This window comes from Bacillus sp. LR--39 (assembly GCF_053613335.1).
This window is the reverse complement of sequence record NZ_JBSIOT010000003.1, coordinates 348,773-364,599: the sequence shown is the minus strand read 5'-3', so window position 1 is coordinate 364,599 and position 15,827 is coordinate 348,773. Positions and strand designations below refer to the sequence as shown.

Sequence of the window (15,827 nt, the reverse complement as noted above, 5' to 3'; positions counted from 1 at the left end):
TAAATATATGATAGCGCTGGAGTCATATTTTAATTGAAAGGTGTTAACTTTATGAATCAATTACATCGCAGAATGGGAACGTTTGCACTCATGATGGTCGGACTTGGGTCGATGATTGGCTCCGGCTGGTTATTCGGAGCGTGGCGGGCGGCTCAGATTGCGGGACCTGCCGCAATTATTTCCTGGATTATCGGTATGATCGTTATTTTATTTATCGCACTTTCTTACAGTGAATTGGGTTCAATGTTCCCGGAAGCCGGGGGAATGGTAAAATATACTCAATATTCTCATGGATCATTTATTGGATTTATCGCAGGATGGGCAAACTGGATCGCGATTGTTTCCGTTATTCCGGTGGAAGCGGTTGCGTCTGTTCAATATATGAGCTCATGGCCGTGGGAATGGGCAAAATGGACAAGCAATCTCGTTCACAACGGCACTCTTACGGGAGAGGGGCTCGGCTTCGCATCCGTATTACTGATTATTTACTTTTTACTGAATTATTGGACAGTTAACTTGTTTTCAAAAGCGAATTCATTGATTACCATCTTTAAAATTATTATTCCGGGGCTGACAATCGGAGCGCTGCTGTTTACCGGCTTTCACGGCGGAAACTTCACATCCGGTTCAAGCATTGCGCCGAACGGCTGGGCGAGCGTGCTGACGGCGGTGGCCACATCAGGTATCGTATTTGCGTTTAACGGGTTTCAAAGCCCGATTAACATGGCCGGAGAAGCGAAAAATCCCGGCAAATCGATTCCGATTGCGGTTGTCGGTTCGCTGCTGGTCGCAACCGTCATTTACGTCCTATTGCAAATCGCATTTATCGGTGCGGTTGAACCTTCCATGATCGTTCACGGCTGGAGTCACCTGAACTTCAACTCTCCATTTGCCGATTTGGCGATCGCATTGAATATCAACTGGCTTGTCATTATTCTTTATGCGGATGCGTTCGTATCTCCGTCAGGAACGGGTATCACATATACCGCTACGACGTCACGCATGATTTACGGCATGGAAAAAAATAAATATATGCCGAGCATTTTCGGAAAGCTTCATCCGCTGTACGGCGTGCCGCGCCAAGCGATGATTTTCAATCTGATCGTATCGTTTATCTTTCTGTTTTTATTCAGAGGATGGGGCGTGCTTGCTGAAATCATTTCCGTTGCGACGCTGATTTCTTATATCACGGGTCCCGTGACGGTGATGACGCTGCGGCGGACGGCGGGGGATTTATACCGGCCTCTCCGTCTGAAAGGCCTCAGCGTGGTTGCACCGCTCGGCTTCGTGTTCGCGTCTCTCGTGCTGTATTGGGCGCGCTGGCCGTTAACAGGGCAGGTGCTGTTTATCATTTTGATCGGCCTTCCGATTTATTTCTACTACCAAGCGAAAGCGAAGTGGAAAGGATTCCGCAGAAACTTTAAAGGCGGCGTCTGGATGGTTTTCTATCTGCTCAGCATGATGGTCATTTCATGGCTCGGAAGTGAAAAATTCGGCGGTCTGAACATCATTCCGTACGGGTGGGATATGGGGCTGATCGCAATCGTTGCCCTTGCCTTCTATGCGTGGGCGCTGAAGAGCGGCTTCAAGACTGAGTATTTGAAAGACGCCAAAGCAATCAATGATCAATTAAAAGGCGGACAGGCGGAAGCCGCTGCCGGAAAAGAATAGTGATTGATAAAAACCTTGCGGTAAGTTCCCGCAAGGTTTTTTTATCGGGCAAAAAAACATGGGTTCGATACAGACGTGACGATGAATGAGAAAGCCTAACGACAGGCAACCAAGGACAGTATTCTTTTTTTTCTCATGATTTCTCCGTCTTATCAATAACTGTCTTCCATACTAAAGAATGAATGTAAAAGATATGTTGGGCGGCTATTAATCTTTTATGTTTCTTTCTTCTCCGTAACTTCATCCGTTTTCCTGTACTTCAAGTCAAAGCTTTAGAGACAAAACAAATAATTAACCACAGAAAAAATACAGTACGTAAGTCGGGATTACAATAATTGTATAATAAATTAAAATATAGGAGATTAAATAAATAGTTGGAGGTAATAAGTATGAAAACGCGAAAATTTTTTGCAACATTATGCATCATTACTCCCTTAGTATTTGGAGGTTTTACGAGTGTTAAGGCTGTAGACTCGTATAATTCAGAAACAGTAAACTACATATTGAAAATGAATCCGAATCTGTCGAAAAAAGAATTAATTGAATCTGTTAATGATCTAGTTAAACAAGATAATAAAACATCTAATGAGATCTTAGAGGAAATTAAAACTGAATTAAAGAAGCAAGAAAAGCTAGATAAAGAAGAAGGTAAAAGTAATAGAATGAGCACAATGGGCAAGAATAGCGGGCCAAAAATTATAGGATCAAGCTCTAAAGGTAATGTTTACTATACACCTGCATCTACTTTTGGGCTTCCGCATGGACATGTCGGTATGTACTATAAGGGAAATCAAATTGTCGAATCGGTCCCTAAAAAAGGTGTTCGTGCAATAGCTTCCTCGAAACGTAAGGTCGAAAAAAATGCTGTAATTCAAAATGTGAAAGTTTCTAGTTCTAAAAAAAATAATTCAGTAAATTGGGGTTACAGCAGGGTTGGGAAGGATGGTTATTCATATAATTTTGCAACAAATAGAAAATCGAGTCATTATGGTGATAAAAACTGTTCAAAACTATTATGGTCAGCTTTTAAGCTAAAGGCTGGTATAGATATGGATAAAGATAAAGGTCTGGGTGTCTATCCAAGAGACATCAGAGATTCCAATTATACAAAAACTATTAAAACATTTTGATGAATTATGTTCACTCCCTAAGTTTATTTAGGGAGTCATATTATTTTAAGGAGTGAGATTATATTTGAACAAGATTAAGTGGCTTATTATAATTGGGGTCATAGTATTAATAGGTATATTTATATGTATTGGAACATTTAAATATACTAATTCAGCTTCTGATGTTAAACAAACTGAAACAGAAAAAGAAAAGAATTTCTTGAATGATAAAATTGCAGCTATATATTATTCAGCAACAATAGATTACCCTAAAGATGGGAGTTACACTGTATATATTGATGAAAAAGGAGCAGCAACAGCTGTAAAAGGAGATGCTATTGAGGTTGGAACCATTGCACAAGATGAAAAAAACATAGTTAGACAGGACAAAAAAGAAGTTTATATGATAGGCGATAACTTCAAAAAATTCCCGATGCAACATCAAGTACATACAAGTTATGGGCAGTCATCGGGTCATTTAATAAAAGGAAATATCTTTTATTTTTTGAATAATCAAGAAGTCGGTAAAAACCATTATAATAGCTTAATCAGATGGGGTAACAGCAATGGATTTCATGAAAAGATTATTCCGGGTTTCTATACAAGTACTGGTAATGACGGTGAATATATTTACGTGATAAATGAAGATTCTTCAATCAAAACACCGACTTTTCAGGGTATTAAAATAGATAAAGATAAAGTTACAGTTACAGTAGGGAAAGGAACAACAATTCCTATATTAAATGAAGAAAATTGGAGTGTTTATTCACAGATAATAGTTAAAAAAAGCTCAGCCTTTTTTATACTATATAACCAAACGGATAAATCAAACAAAGTAAAATTCAAAGTAGCAGAAATTGATTTAAAGCATAATAAGTTTAAAGGGGCATATCCTTTAGGCAGTTATAATATCCCTGATGAAATTTCTCAACTGGCAATTCCTCTTTCCACTAATAACTTTTTTGTGAAAAATGACACTTTATATCATTTGGCAGCTAATTCAATACTTTATACTTTTGATCTGAAAAGTATGGAGCCGAAGAAAAAACTCCCATTACATAGATCAACAAAATTTGAAAACCAAGCAAAATTCACTTATTTTGATGAGTCTGAAATTTTCTTGTTAGAAATAAGCAAGGGTGGGAAATATGTGATTAATTCTTACTCTTATAAAAACGGAAAAAAATTAAAATCTACTCCTATCAGAGGACTTGAAAAAATTATTAACAATACCCATGTTTCTGAATATGACTTTTTTATGATTAAGAAAAACAAAGAAGTATGGGGTGATTAGATATAAATGGCTAGACAGCTGAGTGAGTATACTTAAGGGGAAATTAAATTCACAAAGGAGAATAATAATGGATGAGCTAGATCTTGCTTTTGGTATTTTACCACTTTCTATTATCGTCTTATCGATTATATTCACTTATATTTTCAAAAAAGTGTATATAATGCCGCTTGTCAGTATAGTTATTTCTGTCATACTAATGTTTACTGTTTTTAATCTATCCTTTTGGGGATGGGTTGTTGTCTATGGTTTAGTATCACTAATATTATCATATATTACAAATAGTGTAAGAACGAAAATAGATAATAGAAATAAATAATTATATCCTTTTGTTTGTAAGGTATCATAGGTAATTCAAAATTACAGTGATACCTTTAATTAATATAAAGGTGAATGTAAGCTTTAATAACATGCTCCGCCCGCTACATAACCCATGATGGCGTTTGCATTATCGGGCAAAAAAACATGGGTTCGGCATCATCTCCGAACCCATGCTGGCTTTATGATTTGTATTCTTTTTTAACCTTTTGGAATATATCCGCATAGTTGGTAAACACACCTGTTACGCCCCAATTCAGCAGACGGCGCATGTCCGCCTCGCTGTTTACGGTATAAGGGTGAAGCAGAAGGCCGTGGCTGCGAATGTTTCGGACATTTTGAGCGTTCAGCGCTTTGTAATCCGGTCCGATTCCGACGGCATATGTTTTTATGTCCGTTAAATCTGCGTCAGTCATTGACATCATCTGTTCCGCTTCAAGCAATTGGACGGCGGGAAGTTTCGGATCGAGCTGTTTGATTTTCAGAAGGCTGTCCCTGCTGAAAGACTGAATGATAACTTGTCCAAGTTTCGCATGCTTGCCTGCCAATTTGTATTTTTTCAGTGAAGCGATCAGTTTTTCTTCCATACCCGGATATGTTTCGGGCGCCTTTGTTTCAATATAATAGTTTGCATGTCTGCCGAACCGTTTTAACACGTCATCAAGTGTGGGAACGTGGAGTCCGGCGTATTGCGGTTTTGCTTTTTCCGGATAGGCCTTATTGAACCAAGAGCCGGCGTCGAGCTTTTGAATCTCGGCTAATGTATGATCCTTCACCCAGCCTTGTCCGTTTGTGGTGCGGTCCAGTTTTTCATCATGCATGACGATCAGCTTGCCGTCTTTTGTCATTTGTAAATCCAGCTCAATATAGTCAGCCTTCATTTTTTGCGCAGTTTCATAAGAAAGGATCGTGTGCTCCGGGACATACCCCGAAGCACCGCGATGGGCAATGGTCAAAATTCTGTCAGGAGACAAAAGGTTTCCTTTTCCCGCCGCCGATACAGGCGTGACGATGAATGACAATAAACCGAATAAAAGCAATACCAAAGCAAACAACTTATGTTTCCGCATGTTTTCTTCCCCCTTAAAAATCAATATCTGTCTCTAGTGTAGAAAATCGTTGTAAATGCTGTACTGCAAAAATATTAATCTTTTATGTTGTTTTCTTACACATGCTCCGCCCGCTTGCCCGTATTCCACGTCATAGCCAAGAAGACGATGGACAGCACGCATGAGGAGATAAGCATGATAAAGCCGCCGTTCCAGTCAAAGCGGTCTACGACATAACCCATGATGGCGTTGGCGAAAGCGGAGCCTCCGATGTAGCCGAAAAACCCGGTTAAGCCGGCTGCCGTTCCCGCCGCTTTTTTAGGCGCAAGGTCAATGGCCTGAAGCCCGATCAGCATGACAGGTCCATAGATTAAGAAGCCGATGCTGATCAGCGCGATATTATCGATGAGCGGATGACCGGCAGGGTTAAGCCAGTAGACCAATACAGCGATAAATACGCCGGCCATGAACAGTACGCCTGCCGGCGCGCGGCGGCTTTTGAAAAAACGATCGCTGATCCAGCCGCACAAAATCGTTCCCGGAATTCCCGCATATTCATAAAGGAAATAAGACCATCTGGAATCTTCAGGAGAGAATCCTTTCGCTTCCGTCAAATAAGTCGGCGCCCAGTCAACGACACCGTACCGCACGAAGTAAACAAAGACATTGGCAAATGCGATATACCACAGAAATTTATTATTCAGCACGTATTTAAAAAGAATTTCTTTGGTGGTCATCTCTTTTTCCTGGTCTTTGAACGCATGTTTCGGATAGTCATTCCGGTATTCTTCAATCGGCGGAAGCCCGCAGGATTGCGGCGTGTCCCGAACGAGAAGAACAATCACAAATGAAATAACGATGGCGATAATCGCCGGAAAGAAAAATACGCTTTTCCAAGTGACAAACATGGCGATGCCGAGAGTCACGAGCGGGGCGAGAATACCTCCGCCTATGTTATGGGCGACATTCCATATCGACATTTTCGTTCCGCGTTCACTGATGGAAAACCAATGAGCCATCGTCCGTCCGCAAGGCGGCCAGCCCATTCCTTGAAACCATCCGTTAATAAACATAAAAATGAACATAATCGTCACGCTTGACGTGACCCACGGCATGGAAACAAATAAAATGTTTACGACACCTGACAAAAACAGACCTGTCGCAAGGAAATACCTCGGGTTGCAGCGGTCAGACACCATCCCCATAATAAATTTACTGAAGCCGTAAGCGATTGATACGGCCGCAAGCACCAAGCCAAGTTCCCCTTTTGAAAACCCTTGTTCCTGAAAATAAGGAATAGCGAAGGCAAAGTTTTTGCGAAGCAAATAATACCCGGCATACCCGATGAAAATCCCCAAAAATACTTGCAGCCTGAGCCGTTTATAGGCCGCATCCGTCTTTGAATCATCCAATCTCTCAATATGCGGAGCCGGCTTAAACAATTGAAACATCATATCCTCCCCTTTGCTGAACGTCTATCATGATGTATGTATGACTCCTTTCCTTGAAAATGACAAAAAGAACCAGAAATCACCCTTGTGAAAGGGCGGGGTTTCCTGGTTCTCCTCATCTCCATCCAAAAATCATTAACTTGTGTATGATAGCGCTTTCTTAAATTATCACAGTCTGACGTGAATGTAAACGCTTTAAGGAAAGTTTTCATTTTTTTGAATAAATAACCGGAGGGAATATCAGCCGGAGCGCGAAAGATTTGAAGTACTCGATTTTGTACTCAGGCATAAGATGTGTTAGGCCGAACTAAGAAAAGCGAAGGGAGTGCATCTGTTGATTGATGAATTGGATTTTGCGTTCGGTGTTCTGCCGCTTTGTATCATCATCTTGTCAGTCGCCGGAACATATTTGTTTAAAAACGCGTTCATTATGCCGGCTGCCGCTTTGGCCGTTTGCCTTATATGCACCTTTACCGTATTGAATTTCTCGTTTATCGGGTGGGCCGTCGTGTACACGCTTGTCTCTTTCGCGTTATCTCATATTACGATGGTGGTGATCAGCCAAAATAAAAAATAGGATCGGCGGCAGCCGATCCAGCTATCAAAAGCAGAGATGCGCTCTCTGCTTTGTTTTATTTATGAATGTGCAGGAATTCCTTGATGACCGCGGTCTGTTCTTCTTTCGGGTAGCTTCTGTACAGATGGCTGGTTAAGCGGACGGGATCACCGAAGAAGTACCGCTCATATTGTGTCTGTCTTGTTCCAAAGGGGCTCATGGTCAAATCCCATGCGAGGCGGAACACTTTTACCCGGTCCTCAGCGTTCAATTCGGCCGCCTGCAAATATTGGTCAAGGTCTCCTCTGATGTCAGAACGGAACGCTTTTTCAGTCGGCAAAGTCACCATTCCGCTTGCCCCGATCAGCTGAATGATTTCCGTGAAGCGCGGGTAGATGTCAGGAAAAATCGCGCTGACCACACGAAGCGGAGTGACACTCGGACGCATATAACCCCATTCATCTGTTTCCGCATCATTCTCCGACTTTTCCAAAAGGGCTTTCATCGTTTCCAGACCGGTGATGATTTCAGCCATCTTAGCCTGAATATGCTGATATTCGCCCACATCTATCGCTTCGACAAGCGTTTGGGCGAGGCCCAGGAGAAACTCCGTTTTTACAATTTGTCTCGTGATAACTTGATGAAATGCGAAGGCGTTAAAAGAGCTTTTCATATTAAAATCAAAAGCCGCCTCATAATTATTATAAAAGAATACGCGTTCCCAAGGGACCAAAACGTGATCAAATACAACGATAGAATCCATTTCTTCATATCTTGAGCTGAGCGGATAATCAAACGCTGATTTTCCGAGTACGAAAGATTCCCTGCAGATGAATTTTACTCCTTTTGTATTGGAAGGGATTGAAAAAGCGAACGCTTCATCCGATTCAAAATACATTTTAGGCAGAGAAACCACGAGCACTTCATCCGTCAGGCCGCCTTGTGTGGCTAAAATCCGGGCGCCGTGTATGATGAGGCCTTTTTCATTTTTATCGACGACTTTTGCCGAGATAGGTGTCGGCGATACGTTTACACCCATTTGTGAACGATTCACCTGAGGGGTGATAAACGTGTGCGTAAAAGAAAGATCCTGTGCAGCAGCGCGTTCGTACAGCGCTTGAACATGTTCCGGAAAACAATGCTCGCGGTCTTTCAAAAGCGCGGCGGAGGAGGCGAAGCTCATCAGCACGGTATTCATATAATCTGGGCTTCGACCCATCATTCCGTGCGTGTGTCTGGCCCAATGTTCGAACATGTTTCTTCTTCTTTTTACGTCATCTTTCGTTTTCGGCTGCAGGTATGAAAGCCCGGCCCGTTCTTTTTTACCGGGAAGACTGTAAGTCATTTGATCTTTCATGTCCGGTTTCGTTTGCAAATCATAAAGAGAGCGCTTCGTTTCCAGAAGGCCCTTAAATGCGGGATGTTCAGAAATCTGTCCCTCGATCTTTTCACCATCGAGCCAAATCTCATTTCCAAGCTGATTTAATCGGTCAATGAACATTTTTCCATTAATGATACCCATCATGTCGCCCTTCTTTCTTTGCAGATCCACTACCTCATTATATTGAAAACGAAATTGGGTGTTCCGGTTATTTCCAAAGGGGAAGAGCCTTTTCTGATAAGGGGGGTGAAGGGTTTGCATAATAAAAAAACCCCTTAAGCAGAGGGGGTTTTTAACTGATCATGTCTTTGTATCGTTGTTCGAGGACGAAGTCTATCATTCCGGTGATACGGGTGTTTTCAGATTTTTGTCTGAAACGGTCAGACACTTGGATTTTTCTTGAAAACGGAAATACAGCAATAATCCAAACAAGGCCGGCCAGACCGAAAACCATCTGCAGAGCCATTTCAATCAAATCATTAAAATGAGTGCTGAAAAAAAAGATATATAACGTGATGAATGTGACTGTACATACAATTTTGACAGTATGTTGAAAGGTGAGGGGCGGTTCAGTGAAACACATTTTCATTTGATTCAGTGTGAGCGAATCTTGTTTCATTAAGTATGTAAGCAGTTCTTCGTCATTTTGACTTCGCGGAATCAAATCGGTTTCTATTTTTTGAACGGTTTCCTTGTATATCTGCATATCAATCTTCATGCGAATCCTCCTTTAGAAATAACTCCAAGAATACTCATTGAGCATTCCTGGAGCAAGGAGCTGCCTGTTCAATTATAGAAATAGTGATAAAACCGTGCTGAACAAGGCTGCAGCTCCTCCTAATTCAGGTGCTAAAACGACTAAAGCACCGATCCCTACAATAACAATAATTCCTGCGCCTGCAATAGCCATGGTATTCACGACAGAATCCCAATCCGGGGAGTACACCTCTTCGGAATCCGGCAACCTGAAGCTCTTTTGTTTTATTTTAAATGTAATGGTAGTTGTTAGTCCAGTTGTAGCACTGTCACCGACCGGAATATCAGGTGTATAAATTTTAAATTGAATATTCAGCGATCCCGCAGCCGGATTGACATACACTTCTAAATAACCGTTGCGGACTGACAAGCTCAGACTGTTAAGCAGGTTTTGATAGGAATCAATTTGTGATGCTGTAAAAGAGACTTGTGAATCTCCCATCAGACCGGTAATATAAGCTCCCGGTTTGCCATTTGTAATGGTAACTGTGTTGGGAGAACCTTCGCTTGGCACTGTTGCCAAAAGTGAAGTAGATAAAAGAATATCCATTTCAGGTGATGTATAAATGGTTTCTGTCTTGTCGAATTCAAACATGGCATTCGCAAGATTCGATATATTTTCTAAAGCAGGAATGGTTGTTAAAATGTCCGTCAGTGTGCGCAGTCTTGCATCATACACAGGATCAGAAGGCGGATGGACGCTGCTTGCACCCGAGTCTTTTCCGGAGTATCCGTCTTTGTCAATGGCGACTTTTCCCGCTCCGCTTCCGATCGTTCCTTCATAAAATTGATCAAAAGCCCAGTTTTTCGGCATCGGGTATCCGAGGTTGCCGCTGAATCCGGTCGACATGTTAGCCGTAAAACTATATTTGGTCAGACCTGCTTCTGACGTCCGGATACAAATGTTTCTCGGTCCGTATACCCCGATTTCATATTTCGGCGCAGTTGAGAACGCCTGCATTTTCATAAAAGCTGACTTGATTTCTTGAAAGTAAGGGATGATTTTATCCGTGACTTCATAATCATACGCATCGAAATCGACGGCAAAGTAAATGGTCGTTCCTGACGGAAAGCCTAATCTTCGGGCGGCTGATGCAGCGCTGTACGCATCTCTCGTTCCTTGGTCTTTTACAAAATAAGAAGATTCATAGCCGCCGTCCTGATAAATCGGAAACACGCTTAAGCCGGCATTGAAAATAGTGGAGAGTTCTTTTGACGTTAATGCTTTCGATGTCAGTCCGCTGCTTGTCCGCACATTCCCGGTCAGATATCTTCCCACGATCTTATAGCCATTCTCACGCAAAGTTTTGGCCGTATCTGCCGTCAAAATGGAAGCGGTGTCACAAGCTGAAGCAGCACGGGTTGTGTCGCCTGAGCTTGATAATAAAGCTTTAATCGTCGGCATGTCCGCATAACCAGTCTGCGGCAGGCACATAAACTTTTGGAAAGCTTTCACTGCCGATACAACGCCGACGCCGTATTTTCCGTCGAATTCACCGGGGTCAAATGATTTCCCATTACAGTAAAGCGCGTATTGAACAATCAAAACAAAGCCTGTCCGTGAATCGCCGGGAGTCAAGGTAGGACATAAGCTGGTCGTTCCGTTTCCGAAAAATCCATTGGCGACGCTTGTGCTCATGCCTTCTTCTTTTTGCAGGGCATAAATGAGAGCCTTGTTTGTATCGCGGGCATATAAGCCGTCACAAGGCATCAAGCCGATGTAGTCATTGTAATCCCGGTTCAGGTTCTGCTGGATTTGGCGGATTTTTTTGTCGCCTCCCGCTACTAACCGAAAAGCGCTCATATCCAGCAAGGCCTTCATAATGAGTGCCGTGACGATGCCGTCTTGCTTAGTGAGCCCGGCCGCTTTTTGAAACTCTTTTACAGCATTTTCGGTATTTTCATAGAAAACGCCTGAAAATCCGCCGGGGTTAAAACCTTTACACCACAGCGCCCCTTGCAGAATGTAATTCATGTTTGTCGGCTTAGAATCGGGAGCCTGCTTTTTCAACGGCTTAAACAATCTTTGTGTCGTTGGGCCGAAGTTATCGGCAGGTTCTGAAATACCAAGCTCAATTTGAAGCGCCCGTGTCAGACCGTAAATGGTATCCCAGCCCGTTTTTCCGTTTTCCGGCACTTTGTTGTACCCGTGTCTGCCTTTGTACGTTTCATTCAGCCATTGTTGTGTTTCCAGGACCATTTCGTCCATTGCAATCCCTCCATTAGGTGTAGTGTGCGTTCATTCATAGGTGGCAAACGTATGACGAGAAAAAGTGATTGTAAAGGTATAAAGATGAGTAATTTATATAGGAATAGGAAGGTTATCAGGTATATAGGGTAATTAAAGTAAAAAACATATAAATATCCCTTTATTTATCTGAATGTTTAATCTATAATAAATTTAAACACATAGATAACATTGAAATACAAAGGAGTGACGGCATGAGTCTAAGAATATTGGTTGAACCTGAAAGTAACTTTATAACAATGTTTGGATTAAAAGGAAAGCAATTTGGTTACGATGTGATTTCATGTCAATGTACAGTTGATTACATACTTAAATTTTTGGATGTAGATAAAAGTGTTCAAAGAGAAATAGCAGAAAAACAGGTTTCTAATATAAGTAAATATATACAATACGGAATGGAGGGCAATGATATCTATTTTCCTCCACTGATTTTTTCTGCGAGAGGTAAAGGGAAGTTTGAACATGATAAAAGCCAGTTTCATTTACATAATGGTGAGAAAATGGTGATACTGGATGGTCAGCACAGAATTGAAGCGTTCAAAACGTTGAAAAAGAGGATAGAAGTTAATGGTGCTGATCCAAAAAAGCTTGAGTATATAAACGAATTCCCATTAACAATTCAGATTTATTCAGACTTAAATAAAAAACAAGAAAGGCAACTGTTTACTGATGTTAATACTAAATCTTCGAAAGTAAGTAACACCTTGTTAATAATGTATAAAGATAATGATTTAAATGGAAAAATTGTTAAAGAAATAATTAATGATCATCCATCTATTTCTCCTGATAAATTTGAAATACGTGCTCAAAGAACAACTACTAAACTTATGACCGCATCTACTCTATACAATATTGGTTTAGCTTTAAATGACGGTACCCTACAAGTGAAAAATAATACCTCAAAGATAAATAAAGAAAACTTTCCTGAATATAAAAAAAGGTTAGAGGACTTCTTAACGCTTTTGCTTAAGTATGCACCCTCACAGGCTTTAGATAGAGACAAATATTTCATCTTGAATCCTTATGTGCTACAGGGTATTGCAAGATGTATATACTCCCTGAGAGAAAACAATAATGACTTTAATATGGAAACTTTCTTTTTAAGTATTTTTTCAAATGTTGACTGGACACATAAAAATAAAGAACTCAAACAATTAGGAATCCCTTTTAATCCAAAAACAAATAAATACAGATTCACGGTTGGAACAAGAACAGCAATTCGAATTACCAATATGTTGCTACAAAAAGTGTAGGGAGAAAGGGGCTTTGATGGTGTTCGAAAAAAGGTTAAAAGGTCTTATTAATTTAATAAATGGAAAAAATAAAGGCATTATGACTACCCAGCTATCAGTTAGAGATTTGTTGGACATTTACGAGATTGATAATAGAGTCAATAGAGACATTAATTATTCTCGGCTAAGCTCACTTGCCAAATATATTGATTCGTATGACTCTGGTATTGGAATATTTTTGCCTTCTTTTGTCCTGGTGTTTAAAGGAGACCCTATTAATTTTTATGATAGAAGCACTAAAGAATTAGTATTGCCACAAGGTTTTAAGTTAAGAGTCATTGATGGACAACATAGAATAAAAGGAATGGAATATCTTTTAAAAACTATAGTTGATACTGAAAGGAAAGAACAAGTATTAAACAGTATAGTTAGTGCTCAGATCTACTTTGGTTTATCTGATAAAGATCAAAAGAATGTTTTTGTAGACATAAATTCAAACGCAAAAAGAGTTTCTATGTCATTAATCTCGAAATATGATACAAGAGAGGTTATGAGAGTACTTATTAGAGACATATATCAAATTAACAAATCCCTACAAGTTGCTGGTGTAGAATTCGAAAAAAGTAGAATAGTGAGACCAGGGAGTAAGTTATTTAGCACGAGTGCACGTTTGAATACTTTTCTGACTTTACTTTTATTTGGTAAGGCTAAGTTGAGTAAAACAAACGAACAGATCTTAAAAGATAATTATGATGATGTATTAAGCTTCTTAAATAAATTTTTCGATGTTTTTTTTGAGATATTACCTGATCAGTTAGGAGATGTAACTAAATATACATTGGGACATGAAGCTTTGCAAAATGCAATAGCGCTATATTTACATGAATTAATTATGATTGAATCAATAAACGTTATAGGGTGGAAGGATTGTTGGGAACAGGAAGTTGAAAAATTGGGGGAATTTGATTGGACCATAAAAAATACTCATTTCACGGAATTCATGATTGACAGCAGATCTGGAAATAAAAAAGGGTTTAAGACTTTTATTGATAGGCAATATGATGGTATATTAGAAATTCTAAAAACACAACTAGACTAATTTAATTGTAAGATATACAAGTTTTTTTACACTTAGCCATACTTTATTTTAATAACCTTTTACATTTTTGTTTTGCATATATGGTTTCAATTAGTTCGGGTTGTTAATGTCCTGTAATTTTCTTTCTATCAATATCATCACAACGGGATAATGTAGAGTATTCCTTAAGTTGTTGCTGTTACAGTCATGCAAGCATGAAAGCATAGAGCCCGGGTGAAGAATAAAAAACAGATCGTCAATAGGAGACTGATCCCTGTTTTTGTGACGGGGATCAAAATGCTTTTAAGCAGCCAGCTGTCGGTATATGACCGGCAGCTAGTTGTTTAGTTTAGATAAAGATTTTCTGTCTGTAGTTTCTCTGATTCGGAGGAATACGCTGGACCTTTTTTGTAAGTGTATTGCTTTCGAAACAGGCTGTGTGAATCTGTGTGTATTTTAGCTTTATTATTTGACCCATGTTGAACCTGCTTATCAATACTCAATTCTGCATAATCTTTTTCATAAGCCCGCCCTTAGTCTCCTCTCGTCAGCCTTTTGTTTGACTTCAACTCCATAGAAAAAATAGCTCCACAATTTATTGATCCGTTTTCAAATTTGAAAGTGTTTTTGTTTGTCTCATAGTAGGGGGCAGTTTCACCACGATCTGTTTATTGCTTAAATCTATTGAGCCGCTCTCTTATAACAATATTGAAAAAATCTTTCACATAGGTCTAAAATATCTTGTTTTCTTGTCAGTCTATTAATCCACTCTTCTGGAATACTATTGATCTCATAGCACATGCCGGCTAACGTACCTGTAAGAAAAGCGATAGTATCTGTATCTCCTCCCAGGTTAACTGCTTCTAAGACTGCATCCCTATAGTTTGTATGTTTAAAGAAACACCACAATGCAGCCTCAAGAGAATGCACAACATAGCCGTCAGAGATAATATCTTCTTTTTTCGCATCTAAAATAGATTGATCAAACACGCGTCTGTAACATACCAATTCATCTCTATATTTTATATCCTTGGATAGTTCTGACCTGCAGGTTTCTGTTGCTCGTTCAAAAGCCCGAGCTGGAGTATTATTATTAAATAAATGGATGAGAAATTGTATATAAACAATACAGGCTAGTGTAGATCTTGGATGCGCATGTGTTAATTCCGCCCACCGTTCAATTTCCCTTTTTCTTGTCGTGAAGTCTTTTTCATTGCATAAGATAAAAACTAAAGGAGAAATGCGCATTAACGCGCCGTTGCCGTTATCAAACTCAGTGATTCCGCCGCATTGACGAACGTTTTTCTCTTTTAAAAAGCGCTCAATGGCTTCATCAGTTGTTCGACCGATATCAAACATATGGCCGTGCGGTGTCCAATAACCATCTTCCCGGTATGAGGTGAATTTTTCCATCAATTCAATTTCGCCATTTTCCTCAATTAAATTTTCTATCAAGCATAATGTCAATGATGAATCATCTGACCACGTCCCCGGGGGCTGATTGTAAGTACCGTATCCGGTCATGCCGTTTACTTCTAAATTCCTGTCCTTGAATTCCACGGGTACACCCAGTGCATCCCCGACAATACCTCCCAATATCGTTGGGAAAAGTTTCTCTTTTATAGATAAGCCTAGGTAAATACGGTCATCGTCGTTCCATCTGTCTTTCATTTTTCTTCTCATTGGT

Annotated in this window: 13 protein-coding genes; 7 read left to right on the top strand and 6 right to left on the bottom strand. The window is 40.1% G+C overall.

Features of this window, described 5'->3' with window-relative positions:
- Window positions 1–51 precede the first annotated feature (51 nt).
- The 4 genes from ACWHAR_RS16690 (at window position 52) to ACWHAR_RS16675 (ending at window position 4,390) form a co-directional block, all read left to right on the top strand.
- Window positions 52–1,671, top strand: a complete 1,620-nt coding sequence (locus ACWHAR_RS16690; protein WP_007609126.1) for an APC family permease — start codon at window positions 52–54, stop codon at window positions 1,669–1,671.
- 389 nt (window positions 1,672–2,060) lie between these two features.
- On the top strand, window positions 2,061–2,801 hold the full coding sequence (locus ACWHAR_RS16685) for a hypothetical protein (protein ID WP_032872676.1): 741 nt from the start codon (window positions 2,061–2,063) through the stop codon (window positions 2,799–2,801).
- 64 nt (window positions 2,802–2,865) lie between these two features.
- Entirely contained in the window at window positions 2,866–4,074 is a 1,209-nt protein-coding gene (locus ACWHAR_RS16680) for a hypothetical protein (protein ID WP_032872678.1), read from the top strand.
- A gap of 67 nt (window positions 4,075–4,141) precedes the next feature.
- Complete coding sequence (locus ACWHAR_RS16675) at window positions 4,142–4,390, top strand: DUF2651 family protein (RefSeq protein ID WP_032872681.1); 249 nt, start codon at window positions 4,142–4,144, stop codon at window positions 4,388–4,390.
- Window positions 4,391–4,571: 181 nt separating this feature from the next.
- On the opposite strand, the gene ACWHAR_RS16670 is transcribed toward ACWHAR_RS16675, so the two are convergent.
- Window positions 4,572–5,459, bottom strand: a complete 888-nt coding sequence (locus ACWHAR_RS16670; RefSeq protein ID WP_032872683.1) for a glycerophosphodiester phosphodiesterase — start codon at window positions 5,457–5,459, stop codon at window positions 4,572–4,574.
- 95 nt (window positions 5,460–5,554) lie between these two features.
- Window positions 5,555–6,889, bottom strand: a complete 1,335-nt coding sequence (gene glpT, locus ACWHAR_RS16665) for a glycerol-3-phosphate transporter (protein ID WP_003156725.1) — start codon at window positions 6,887–6,889, stop codon at window positions 5,555–5,557.
- A gap of 334 nt (window positions 6,890–7,223) precedes the next feature.
- On the opposite strand from glpT, the gene ACWHAR_RS16660 reads away from it, so the two are divergent.
- Entirely contained in the window at window positions 7,224–7,466 is a 243-nt protein-coding gene (locus ACWHAR_RS16660) for a DUF2651 family protein (protein ID WP_007408994.1), read from the top strand.
- A 55-nt stretch (window positions 7,467–7,521) separates the two neighbouring features.
- Here the strand turns inward: ACWHAR_RS16660 and hpaB are convergent, their stop codons facing one another.
- The 3 genes from hpaB to ACWHAR_RS16645 all read right to left on the bottom strand — a co-directional run bounded on the left by hpaB (window position 7,522) and on the right by ACWHAR_RS16645 (window position 11,791).
- On the bottom strand, window positions 7,522–8,967 hold the full coding sequence (hpaB, locus tag ACWHAR_RS16655; RefSeq protein WP_032872686.1) for a 4-hydroxyphenylacetate 3-monooxygenase, oxygenase component: 1,446 nt from the start codon (window positions 8,965–8,967) through the stop codon (window positions 7,522–7,524).
- A 151-nt stretch (window positions 8,968–9,118) separates the two neighbouring features.
- On the bottom strand, window positions 9,119–9,544 hold the full coding sequence (locus ACWHAR_RS16650; RefSeq protein WP_032872688.1) for a hypothetical protein: 426 nt from the start codon (window positions 9,542–9,544) through the stop codon (window positions 9,119–9,121).
- A gap of 72 nt (window positions 9,545–9,616) precedes the next feature.
- A complete protein-coding gene (locus ACWHAR_RS16645) occupies window positions 9,617–11,791 on the bottom strand; it encodes a glycoside hydrolase domain-containing protein (RefSeq protein WP_032872691.1) in 2,175 nt (724 codons plus the stop codon).
- Between the two features lie 233 nt (window positions 11,792–12,024).
- On the opposite strand from ACWHAR_RS16645, the gene ACWHAR_RS16640 reads away from it, so the two are divergent.
- On the top strand, window positions 12,025–13,083 hold the full coding sequence (locus tag ACWHAR_RS16640; protein ID WP_032872692.1) for a DNA sulfur modification protein DndB: 1,059 nt from the start codon (window positions 12,025–12,027) through the stop codon (window positions 13,081–13,083).
- Window positions 13,084–13,099: 16 nt separating this feature from the next.
- Window positions 13,100–14,161, top strand: coding sequence for a DNA sulfur modification protein DndB (locus ACWHAR_RS16635; RefSeq protein ID WP_223204440.1), 1,062 nt, complete (start codon window positions 13,100–13,102; stop codon window positions 14,159–14,161).
- A gap of 660 nt (window positions 14,162–14,821) precedes the next feature.
- Here ACWHAR_RS16635 and ACWHAR_RS16630 read toward each other — a convergent pair.
- A complete protein-coding gene (locus ACWHAR_RS16630) occupies window positions 14,822–15,823 on the bottom strand; it encodes an ADP-ribosylglycohydrolase family protein (RefSeq protein ID WP_032872694.1) in 1,002 nt (333 codons plus the stop codon).
- Window positions 15,824–15,827: the final 4 nt, after the last annotated feature.